Origin of the sequence: Bacillus sp. Bos-x628 (assembly GCF_040500475.1) — a bacterium.
GTDB classification, from domain to species: domain Bacteria; phylum Bacillota; class Bacilli; order Bacillales; family Bacillaceae; genus Bacillus; species Bacillus maqinnsis.
The window spans coordinates 1,382,991-1,393,911 of the sequence record NZ_CP159358.1 but is presented as its reverse complement, the minus strand read 5'-3'; the positions used below and the strand labels follow the sequence as shown (position 1 = coordinate 1,393,911).

Here is a 10,921-nt window from a genome sequence, read left to right as displayed (position 1 = left end):
AAGAATAGGGGGGAGAAATGAAATGAAGCATATCTGTTGTTTGATTTTGGTGATATGTAGTCTGCAATTCGTTTTGTCTGGCACTTTCACATTAGAACAGGCAAGAGCTTTTGAGAAGAAAGTAACGACATGGCAACATGTGAAACCAATGAAAATCAAAAAAGCTCGACAGTTGATAGGAGAAACGGTGACAGTAAGTGGGGTTGTGACAGCGGATCAATCAGCCATAGGGAATGGGAAATTATCTACATATATTCAGGACAAAACGGCAGGAGTCAATATTTATTCAGCACAGCCAAAAAATTTCCCAGAACTGAAAGCTGGCATGAAGGTGACAGTCACTGGCAAAGTGACTTCTTATAAAGGAATGATTGAGATCGTTCCAGATCATGGTCGCATCACAATAGATGCAAAGAACCAAACATTACCAACTCCGAATCGAATCTCGATTAAACAATTTGAAACTGGCCAAGCAGATAAATATGAAGGAAGCCTTGTGAAAGTAAAAGGCTATGTTGAATCAAAACCAGCTACACCTGTTGGTGGCGGATATAATGTGATCATTCTAGATGAAAAGTACACTAGCACGATCCTTAGGGTCATGGTAGACACAGAAGCAATTGATCAAGTGAAGTCTAGCCAATGGTATGAGTTTACAGGTATCTTAAGCAGGTATGACACGTTGCAGGTGCTTCCAAGGCATCAGCAGGATATCAAACGTTTAAAACGCCAGCCGAAGCCACCAAAGATCAAGAAAGAATATTCAGCAATCGTTGACCGTGTTGTAGATGGAGATACAATTCATTTAAAAGAACCTGTGCTTGGTACAACGAAAGTACGCTTTGTCAATATGGACACACCTGAAACTTACCACAAACCTAAAAATGAATTAGATGAAAACCAATTACGCTTTGGGCAAAAAGCAACAGACTATTTAAAAACACTCTTATCAAGTGGCGATAAAGTCACATTAACTATTGGTTCAGAAGTGAAAGACAGCTATGGGCGTCTTCTTGCTCAAGTGAAAACGAAAAAAGGGATAAACACAAATTTGGAGCTTGTGAAAAAAGGCTATGCACCCACTTACTTTATTTGGCCGGTTGGAAATGACAAAGACTATCACACCTTCCAGCAAGCTGTGAAAGAAGCGAAGGAGAAGGGGCTTGGAATTTGGAATCAAGCAGACCCGCTTTTGGAACAGCCATTTGAATTTAGAGCACGTGAACAGAAAAAAGGATTAACACGTTATGTCGGTGATTCATCTGCGAAAACCTACGTATCACCTGATGAGTGGAAAGAGATAGATGTAGACAAACGAGTATTCTTTGCTTCTAAAGAGGAGGCAGAGCGTGCTGGATATAGGCCAGCAGAGGTGTCTGGAGAAGTGCCTTTAACCATTAATCCTGAAATAGGTCCTAAAGACTTAGAAGCAACAGCTGCGTTCGTCAATCGCTTTAACGGTGTATCTATTTTGTTTCAAAAAGAGAGGCAAATTAAAAAAGCATTACAAGAAGTTATAGCGACTGCACGCTAAAAGCGTTCACGAAAGGCAACCTTTAGTCTTAAAAGATAAGAAGGAGTTTAAGTATGAAAAAGTGGCTTGCACTTATTGTGATGACTTCAGGCATTGTCTTGGTCGGGTGGGGAATATGGCAAATGGTCTCTACTCACCTTCAAACAGAGCAAACGTTAGATGAAGCCAAAAAAGTGGTAGCCGTTGATGACTTTATGTCAAAGGAGCAGTTTTCCCCTGAAGTCGGCAAAGGATATGGCATTCTCATTATCCCAAGACTTAAAGCTGACCTTCCAATAGTAGAAGGAACGGAAGCTGACGATCTTGCCAAAGGAGTCGGGCATTACAAAGGCAGCTATTATCCTGATCAACATGGGCAAATTGTGCTGTCAGGGCATCGGGATACTGTGTTTCGACGTACGGGAGAGCTTAATATCGGGGATCAGTTGAAGATTAAGGTTCCGTATGGTGAATTTGCTTATGAAATCACTCATACAAAAATAGTAGATCAGCATGATACTTCTATCATCACCTTACAAAATAAAAAAGAAGAGCTGGTGTTAACGACATGTTATCCATTTCATTTTGTCGGGAATGCACCAAAGCGATACATTATTTATGCCAAACGAACATCTGTTTAATGTAAATAGAGCCTGCTGGATAACGTGCAGGCTCTTATTTATATGGTTTAGTGCTTTATTGGCTCCATCAGCTTGACCATATCAGATGGAAGCGGGGCCTCAATGATAAGATGTTCTCCTGTAAACGGATGTTTCATTGCAACTTTTTTGGCATGAAGAGCGCATCTAGTGATCCCATTACTCATCCCGCCGTATAACGAATCTCCAACTAAAGGATGGCCTATGCTTCTGAGGTGTACACGGATTTGATGGGTCCTCCCAGTGTCTAATTGGAGCTGGACTGCTGTGATATTGCGGCGTTTGTCCACACCCATCACCTGAAAATGAGTGATGGCTTTCTGCCCAGTTGGAGAAATTCTACGTCTCACTGCATGGTGCTTGTCACGGCCAATCGCAGCTGTAATGGTTCCTCTCTTTTTCTTGAAAACCCCTTCTGCAATGGCGAGATATGTTCTGTTGATCATTTTTTTGGAAAGCATCTGATCAAGTACAGCATGTGCTAATCTGTGTTTGGCAAATATGACAGTACCGCTTGTGTCTTGATCGAGCCGATGAATATGTCTAACCCGTTTCTCCTCACCATTTGCTTGATAATGGAAGGCGACTAGGTTTGCAAGGGTGCCTGTCTGTCCTTTTTCATTCGGATGAGTTGGGCGTCCAGCGGGCTTTTGGACAATAAGTAAATGCTCGTCCTCAAACAAAATATCTAAATCTCCATATTCTGGCGTGACATTACTTGTTTCAAATTCAAATAAATCAATTGTGACATTGTCGCCTGTACTTACTTTTGCAGCGTGATATGCGGGCTGTTGGTTTAATCGTACTTTTTGATGTTTGAGCCAAAAGTGGATAATCGGTTTAGAGGCAGATACCTCTTTTCTTAAGAAGTGACTTAATGATGTGTCGTTGTGGTGCTCATTTACTTTCAGCGAAAGCATGTGTCCTTTAATGTTCATGAAATACGTTCCTCTCTTCTCAACACATGGTGATTTATAGGAAACACTTACCTTGGCGAATGCCTTTTTTTCTGTGCTATTCTGAATGGAGAATAACGACAGAGAGGGTAGATGTCACGTGAGATTAATGAAAGCTGCTACAGAACTTCAAGAACAGGCAATTGAAGAAATATCAAAAGAGTTCTATCATCTCTTATCCCATTATATGGACGGTGATCAGCAGACGATTTACAAGCAGCAGCGCGCCTTCACATTTATCGATGGGGTATACAACGGTACGATGAATGATGCCTTTCGTATTTTAACTGGGCTTCAGCTTGTACATACCATTATTTTAAAGCCTAGACGTCATTTAACAAAACGAGACCGCGAGTTATTTGAACGAAATCGTGCGCAAATCAATGAGTGCGGCTTTTTCTTTCCGTTTGACCTAGACGATTTTGAGAGCCGTCACCTTCAAAATGCGTAAAAGTTGGTGTGAACTTCCTTGTTAACTTACAAGATGGGCGCACATACTATTTTTAAGGGAACGGAGAAACCTGTAATGATCTGTAATACCAACCCCGCTCTTTTTCACATTGCATATTCTCCACGAATCGGAGCGCTTGGATCTCTTGCAGAATGAATAGAACATGTTAGGAGCCTGACAAATCGTTGCAGGCTCCTTTTTACATCATCATTTTAGCAGACATTCATCTTTGAAAGTAAATTTTATTAGCGTTATGATAAAAGTGAGTATCATTTTTTAGACTTTCGTAAAAAAAGGAGTGGCCTCGTTGGTAAAGGCGATTATATTTGATTTTGATGGATTAATTTTAGATACAGAAACTCATGAATATGAGGTTTTGCAGGAAATGTTTGCAGAGCATAAGGCAGAGCTGCCTCTTTCTGTTTGGGGCAACGTCATTGGCACGCAAGCAGGCTTTAAACCATTTGAGTATTTGGAAAAGCAGCTCGGTACACCATTGGATCATGAGGCGCTCACAACGGACCGACGTACCCGTTTTCAAAAAAGAATCTTGAATGAATCAGCAAGACCTGGAGTGAAAGCTTATTTGGAAGGGGCAAAGGAGCTGGGGATTAAGATTGGTCTTGCCTCTAGCTCTGACTATAAATGGGTGTCTGATCACCTAAAACAAATTGGTCTTTTTGATTATTTTGAATGCATTCGCACGTCAGATGACGTGGAGGAAGTGAAACCAAATCCAGAACTTTATTTGCAAGCTGCAAGTTGTTTAGGTGTAGAGCCGGCGGATTGTGTAGCTTTTGAGGATTCTGTAAATGGATTAATTGCAGCAAAACGAGCGGGCATGAAATGTGTGATTGTGCCAAACAAAGTGACGAGCACACTTCAATTTGAAGACTATGATTACAGGTTAGAATCAATGGCTGAAATCGAATTGCTCCAGCTATTCCATCAGCTTGAAAAAGAGGATCAGTCAGGGGGCATAAGAAACAATGACAGAAAAGCTTGATTTAACGCGGTTTGAAAAAAGAATGGTCATTCGCAATATTAGAAAAGAAGATATTGACCGAATCATTGCATTGCAAGAGGTATGTTTCCCAGGGATGGATCCTTGGAAAAGAGAACATTTAGAAAGTCATCTCGAACATTTTCCAGAGGGGCAGTTTTGTGCAGAATTTGAGGGAGAAATCATTGGTTCATGTTCAAGCTTATTAATTAACTTTGATGAATACGACGATCGTCATACATGGCAAGACATTACTGATGATGGTTACATAACCAATCATAATCCTGATGGCATGAATATGTATGGGATTGAAGTGATGGTTAGCCCTGAGTACCGGCGCATGAAAATTGGACACCGGTTATACGAAGCAAGAAAAGACCTAGCAAGAAGATTAAATTTAAAAAGCATTATCATTGGCGGACGTATTCCGAATTATCATAAATATCAAGAAGAAATGACCCCTCGCCAGTATGTGGAACAGGTCATGCTGCACAAAATTTATGATCCTGTTTTATCATTCCAGCTTTTAAATGAGTTTAGTCTGATGCGGATTAATCCTAATTATTTACCGGATGATAAAGCATCAAGCACGTATGCAACTTTAATGGAATGGAACAATGTCGATTATCGCCCGCAGTCAAAGCGGTATTATAAATCGGCTTTCCCTGTCAGAATTTGTGTCATTCAATATGCAATGAAACAAATTCACTCCTTTGAGGAATTCATGAATCAAGTGGAATATTATGTAGACGTGGCATCAGATGCTTCGGCTGACTTTGCCGTTTTCCCGGAAATTTTTACAACACAGCTTATGTCTTACTTAGAAGAGAGATCACCAAGTCTTGCGGTTCAGCGAATTACCGAATATACCGAGGACTATATTAATTTGTTTACAGACCTTTCTGTGAAGTACAACATTAATATCATTGGCGGATCACACTTTGTTGAAGAAGAAGGGAAAATCTACAATATTGCGTATTTATTTAGACGTGATGGTACGATTGAAAAACAATATAAGCTTCATATAACTCCGAATGAAAGAAAATGGTGGGGAATTTCAAGTGGCGATCAAGTCCGGGTGTTTGATACCGATTGTGGTAAAATTGCTATTCAAATTTGCTACGATATTGAATTTCCTGAGCTAGCACGTATTGCTGCTGATAAAGGGGCGAAAATTATTTTCACTCCGTTTTGTACCGAAGATCGCCAAGGCTATTTAAGAGTCCGTTATTGTGCCCAGGCAAGAGCGGTTGAAAATCAGATATATACGGTTATCTCTGGTACAGTCGGTAACCTTCCGCAAACAGAGAATATGGATGTCCAGTATGCACAATCCGCTATCTTTGCACCATCTGACTTTGAATTTGCAAGAGATGGTATTGTGGGTGAGTGTAATCCGAATATCGAAATGGTCGTTGTTGGTGATGTCGACTTAGAAATTTTAAGAAGGCAGCGTCAGGACGGAACCGTACGTCAATTGAAGGACCGTCGAAGAGATGTCTACCATATTGAATATAAAAAATAACCAAAACAAGCGCCTTGTTTTATGCGAGGCGCTTGTTTTGGTTTTACATGTTCTTTAACGACACGACAGTGTAGCGAAGTGGACAAAGCCTTTGACAGCGAAAAAAGGGACACCTGACAAGATGAGAGATCCAGCATATATCTACTTCCTAAGCGCTTTTTTCATTCAGGGATTACATGCGATTGAAAGAAGGGATGGTGAGAGTCATCATTTGTTTTTTAAAAAGACAAAGGTTTGAGAACATCAATGATTTTTTATTTATGTAAAATTAAGGTGAATAAGGCGGAGCGCTGATTTTTTCATATAACAAAGGATGCTGTAGCAAAAGATGAATATACTGAAAATAGACAATTCGTTCGGAAAGGGGAGGACTATGGGGCGACAAGCAAAAAATGTGTATATCAATTTGCCTGTGAAACATGTGAATACATCGAGGGCTTTTTTTGAGCAGCTCGGCTTTGATTTTCATCAGAGATTTTCGAATGATCAGGTAGCTTGTGTGATCATCAATGAGAGGATGATTGTCATGCTTATCTCTCATAAGCATTTCCAGTTTATTTCAGAGAAACAGTTAGTTGATGCCAGAAACGCATCAGAAATCATCATGTCTTTGCAGGTAGATACGAGGGAAGAGGTAAATGAACTGATGAAGAAGGCGATTGCAGCAGGAGGGTCACCGTTTAAGGAGAAGCAGGATCATGACTTTATGTATGGATGGGGCTTTCAGGATCTCGACGGTCATTTGTGGGAAGTGTTTTATATGGATGAGGAGAAGGGAAGCAGTCTTTCCTAAGAGTGCTTCTTTTTTATTGTTTATCAGTGGTATGATTATGACGAAGGGAAGAGAATAAGAAATTCTTCTATTAAAGTATAGACATGGAGTTGTCATTGTTCGGAATTTTTCTGATTGGGGATATCGGGCAGAAGGCAATTGGTTTTGGAATACATAAGCTCTCATCAAAGTCTTGATATGAGATGTCACCATTTCTTGCTTTCATCTAAAAGTCGTTCTTATAAATGACTGCACATGCCTGTTGTTAGGGGGCTCTGATTGGTCTATTATTTCAGTTGATTGACATTTCGCTACCTAAAGAATTGATGACAGGCGTTCTGCTTGCATGAGATGCATCTATACAGCGATGATGTTCATTTGGGTATGATGCTTGGGGTCATTTAAACAAGTGGGGATGATCGCATTTGGATTTACTTGATTTAAAAACCGGTAGATGATCTTTATCTAGTGAAACAAATGATGATGTTCGTCACAGCAATGTCAACTGTAGCGAATACAACATGGCTGTACAATGTCGAACGAAACCTAGGGTTGTCTCAAGCACGACTTTTCTCAGTGCGATACTGAGTATTGTCACTTTACTGTATTATGATGGATTTTGTCAATGCATCCTCTGGGATAGGGGATGGCAAACAAAGGGGGAACTTATGAATGAATGTAGATGTTCATTTCCAAGTGAATGATGTGTTGAAAACAAAGCATTTTACTCATGCAAAGGTGTTAGCGGGGGAAAAGGGGCTGTTTCGAGAAGTGAAATGGGTACATGTGTTAGAAGTGCCTGCTGTAGAAGATTTGTTAAATGGAGGCGAACTCATTTTAACAACGGCCGCAGCTTTTCATGATCAGCTTGATGTGTTTAAAGAATTTTTAAAACAGCTCATTGATTCAGGTGCAGCAGGCTTATGTATTGAATTTGTTCCGCTTCGTTATGATGTGCCTGAAGCTTTGATTGAATATGCAGATCAACGGGACTTCCCTCTGATCCTGTTTACCAAGGAAGTAAAGTTCGTCAACATTACACAGCATATCCATACGATGATGATTGAGCGTCAGTATCAAATGATGGCTGATTTAGAAACATTATCTTCAAGGCTCAATGAACTTTTACTGACACCTCATCCGCAGATGGACATTCTGGATCAAGTGTATCGTCATCTGAGAGGGATTCTCTTATTAATTCCAGTTCAAGGAGAGCCGATTATCTTATGTGATTCATCAAAGCAAACCGAAGAACTTGTTATGACGTATTTGCAACATGCTTCACTGCCAGAAGGTTATCAAGTGTACCAAAAGCCAGTATTTGCACTCAAACAAACATTTGCAAACCTTGTGTTAATTCATGAACCAAATACACTCTCAGAATTTGAAATGCTCGTCATGGATAAAGGAGCGAATGCCCTTGCCCAGCAAATTCTTAGGGAGCTATATACAGAAGAGCTGAAGAAGACGAAAGAAAACGAATGGCTGCAAAAATGGTTTCATGAAGAGCATACAGAAAGGGATATTTTAGAGCATCTTGAAGAAACAGAAGGACTGAAAAAACCGACAGGCTGTGTTGTAATGCTCTTTCAAAAGAACCATAAAATAGAAGAGATTGCAGGGAATCTTTATTTTCTCGTATCTTGCCGTACCATCTTTCAGCGTGCCGGTTTTCACTTGATTTCTTATGAACATAAAGGACAAACCTTGTTTATTTTAATGAATACGAGGAAGATAGAGGATTGGAAAGAGCGCGCTGAGAAAGCGGCAAATGAAATGAGGCAGTCATATGAGCGAGAGCAACATAATGGGACAGTCATCAATTTTGGGATCGGTCTTTACTGTGATCAGTTTCATCATATGAGGAAAAGCTTTCAGACAGCCAAAGAAGTCCTTCATTTAAAGAAAGTAATGCCGCATCGTGTGAAAAGTCCATTTTATCAAGATTTGCATATGCTTCGGTTAATGCCTGTCATGAAAGAAAGCGGCCTGCTTGAAAGTATGGTGAAGGAGTATTTAGAGCCAGTTATTTTATATGATAAGCAAAATAATGGAAGACTGTTCCAAACGTTGAACATATTTTTACAAACCAATGGTTCTAAAAAAGAAACAGCGAGCCAGCTCTATATCGTCAGGCAAACACTTTATCATAGACTTGATAAATTACATGCCTTGCTTGGTGAAGATATGATGCAAGCGCCGAAACGTCAGGCAATTGAATTTGCTATTTTGGCTTATGAATTCTTGCAAGGAAGTCGGCATTAACAGCTTTCTGTTAGATCTGACGAGACTTCAAGTACAATGTCTTATCATTCTTTTCAATCAGTTGACGATCTGTCTAATGTAAACGGCCCGTACCCTTTTTTATAATGGGAAGAAATGATAGGTAATCTGATTCAGGTGGTCTTGTTTCAGTTTCATATGCTTTGCTTTTCTTCCATATACTGAATGGAGAGGCAATGTTATGGACCGTCTAAGCTTCTTTTATGATGAAAACGGATACATGGGGGCGTAGGAAGATGAAAATGCATGAGCAGGCTCAAAATCTTCAGAAAAAAGACGATCAATTGATCTGGCATCAAATGAAAGGCACAAACAAAGAAAATGAAAGTATGGTCATTCATGAAGCAGATGGCGCATGGGTGACAGATATTCATGGAAATCAGTATTTAGACGGGATGTCTGGTCTTTGGTGTGTGAATGTCGGCTATGGCCGAAAGGAGCTTGCTGAAGCGGCGTACAAGCAATTAACCACCATGCCATATTACCCGCTAACACAAAGTCACGTACCGGCGATACAGCTTGCTGAAAAGTTAAATGAATGGCTTGGTGGTGACTATGTCATCTTTTTTTCAAACAGTGGTTCTGAAGCCAATGAAACTGCATTTAAGATCGCAAAACAGTATCATGCGCAAAAGGGAGAAAGCACACGAACAAAATTTATATCTCGTTATCGATCCTACCATGGAAATACAGCAGCAGCCCTTGCTGCAACAGGTCAAGCGCAGCGTAAATTTAAATATGAGCCATTAGGGCATGGCTTTATTCATGTCGCACCACCTGATCTGTACCGCTACCCCGAGGATCAAGATCATTTGGCAAGTGCAGATGCCATTGACCAAGTCATGACTTGGGAATTAAGTGAGACGATTGCAGGGGTGATAATGGAACCCATTATCACGGGAGGCGGTATATTAATGCCGCCAAAAGGGTATTTGAAGAAGGTGAAAGACATTTGTGAATCCCATGGAGCACTGCTGATTGTTGACGAAGTGATTTGCGGATTTGGCCGGACAGGGAAGCGATTTGGTTTTATGCATGAAGAGGTAAAACCAGACATGATTACAATGGCGAAGGGAATCACTAGCGGCTATTTACCGCTTTCCGCAACCTGTGTAAAACGTGAAATATATGAAGCTTATGCAGGTGAAGATACGTATGACCGGCTGCGTCATGTGAATACATTTGGAGGTCATCCAGCTTCGTGTGCACTTGCTCTTGTCAATATTGAGATCATGGAAAATGAGCATTTAGTTGAACGCTCTGAAACACTTGGTAAAGCCATGCTGGATCGTTTGCAGGAATTAAAAGAGTATCCATTCGTTGGTGATGTAAGAGGAAAAGGCTTGCTATTTGGAATCGAGCTTGTTGAAGACCAGCAGTCAAAAAAGCCTGCTGATGCGAGTGTCGTCGGCCAATTGATCGCAGAATGTAAAAAGCGCGGCCTCATCATTGGGAAAAATGGTGATACTGTGGCTGGCTATAATAATGTAGCGCAGCTCGCACCGCCGCTTAGTATCACAGATGATGATGCCTCGTTTATCATCAATACATTAAAAGAAAGCATGGCCCAGCTATAAGCAGAGATGTTTCTCTGCTTTTTTGTGTTAGTAGCGTGTGTGAATGTCACTTTTTATCAGAGAAAGCAATTGATCATATTCTTTACAAAGTCACAATGTTTTTTTTCGGGTTTCTCACTAAAACCATTGTTTAATATTCTTATGTTATCCGGAACGATTGTTGATATGAGAATTCTTCATAG

At 40.4% G+C, this 10,921-nt stretch carries 8 protein-coding genes and 1 pseudogene; 8 read left to right on the top strand and 1 reads right to left on the bottom strand.

The window, feature by feature from the left end; all coding sequences use genetic code 11:
- Nucleotides 1-22 precede the first annotated feature (22 nt).
- Together ABVJ71_RS07255 and ABVJ71_RS07250 are read left to right on the top strand one after the other, a co-directional pair.
- Nucleotides 23-1,399, top strand: a pseudogene (locus ABVJ71_RS07255) (thermonuclease family protein); the annotation flags it as partial.
- A 188-nt stretch (nucleotides 1,400-1,587) separates the two neighbouring features.
- The gene (locus ABVJ71_RS07250) at nucleotides 1,588-2,154 is read left to right on the top strand and encodes a class D sortase (protein ID WP_353856286.1); all 567 of its coding nucleotides are present in this window, start codon (nucleotides 1,588-1,590) and stop codon (nucleotides 2,152-2,154) included.
- A gap of 47 nt (nucleotides 2,155-2,201) precedes the next feature.
- On the opposite strand, the gene ABVJ71_RS07245 is transcribed toward ABVJ71_RS07250, so the two are convergent.
- Nucleotides 2,202-3,110, bottom strand: a complete 909-nt coding sequence (locus tag ABVJ71_RS07245) for an RluA family pseudouridine synthase (protein ID WP_353856285.1) — start codon at nucleotides 3,108-3,110, stop codon at nucleotides 2,202-2,204.
- 127 nt (nucleotides 3,111-3,237) lie between these two features.
- Between ABVJ71_RS07245 and ABVJ71_RS07240 the strand changes: the two genes are divergently transcribed.
- From ABVJ71_RS07240 to ABVJ71_RS07215, 6 genes are all read left to right on the top strand, one after another.
- Complete coding sequence (locus ABVJ71_RS07240) at nucleotides 3,238-3,579, top strand: DUF5365 family protein (protein ID WP_353856602.1); 342 nt, start codon at nucleotides 3,238-3,240, stop codon at nucleotides 3,577-3,579.
- A gap of 307 nt (nucleotides 3,580-3,886) precedes the next feature.
- The gene (locus tag ABVJ71_RS07235) at nucleotides 3,887-4,585 is read left to right on the top strand and encodes an HAD family hydrolase (RefSeq protein WP_353856284.1); all 699 of its coding nucleotides are present in this window, start codon (nucleotides 3,887-3,889) and stop codon (nucleotides 4,583-4,585) included.
- A complete protein-coding gene (locus ABVJ71_RS07230; protein WP_353856283.1) occupies nucleotides 4,569-6,107 on the top strand; it encodes a bifunctional GNAT family N-acetyltransferase/carbon-nitrogen hydrolase family protein in 1,539 nt (512 codons plus the stop codon). Before ABVJ71_RS07235 ends, ABVJ71_RS07230 begins: the two co-directional genes overlap by 17 nt.
- A 373-nt stretch (nucleotides 6,108-6,480) precedes the next feature.
- Nucleotides 6,481-6,900 carry a VOC family protein gene (locus tag ABVJ71_RS07225; protein ID WP_353856282.1) on the top strand — a complete coding sequence of 140 codons (420 nt, stop codon included), beginning with the start codon at nucleotides 6,481-6,483 and terminating at the stop codon, nucleotides 6,898-6,900.
- A 651-nt stretch (nucleotides 6,901-7,551) separates the two neighbouring features.
- Nucleotides 7,552-9,144, top strand: coding sequence for a PucR family transcriptional regulator ligand-binding domain-containing protein (locus ABVJ71_RS07220; RefSeq protein ID WP_353856281.1), 1,593 nt, complete (start codon nucleotides 7,552-7,554; stop codon nucleotides 9,142-9,144).
- A 254-nt stretch (nucleotides 9,145-9,398) separates the two neighbouring features.
- Nucleotides 9,399-10,739 carry an aspartate aminotransferase family protein gene (locus ABVJ71_RS07215; protein ID WP_353856280.1) on the top strand — a complete coding sequence of 447 codons (1,341 nt, stop codon included), beginning with the start codon at nucleotides 9,399-9,401 and terminating at the stop codon, nucleotides 10,737-10,739.
- Nucleotides 10,740-10,921 lie beyond the last annotated feature (182 nt).

What these genes read in the sequence shown, in the direction of transcription:
- ABVJ71_RS07225 (WP_353856282.1), top strand. Translation starts at nt 6,481, where the DNA reads ATGGGGCGACAAGCAAAAAATGTGTATATCAATTTGCCTGTGAAACAT.
- ABVJ71_RS07230 (WP_353856283.1), top strand. Translation starts at nt 4,569, where the DNA reads ATGACAGAAAAGCTTGATTTAACGCGGTTTGAAAAAAGAATGGTCATT.
- ABVJ71_RS07215 (WP_353856280.1), top strand. Translation starts at nt 9,399, where the DNA reads ATGAAAATGCATGAGCAGGCTCAAAATCTTCAGAAAAAAGACGATCAA.
- ABVJ71_RS07250 (WP_353856286.1), top strand. Translation starts at nt 1,588, where the DNA reads ATGAAAAAGTGGCTTGCACTTATTGTGATGACTTCAGGCATTGTCTTG.
- ABVJ71_RS07220 (WP_353856281.1), top strand. Translation starts at nt 7,552, where the DNA reads ATGAATGTAGATGTTCATTTCCAAGTGAATGATGTGTTGAAAACAAAG.
- ABVJ71_RS07240 (WP_353856602.1), top strand. Translation starts at nt 3,238, where the DNA reads ATGAAAGCTGCTACAGAACTTCAAGAACAGGCAATTGAAGAAATATCA.
- ABVJ71_RS07245 (WP_353856285.1), bottom strand. Translation starts at nt 3,110, where the DNA reads ATGAACATTAAAGGACACATGCTTTCGCTGAAAGTAAATGAGCACCAC.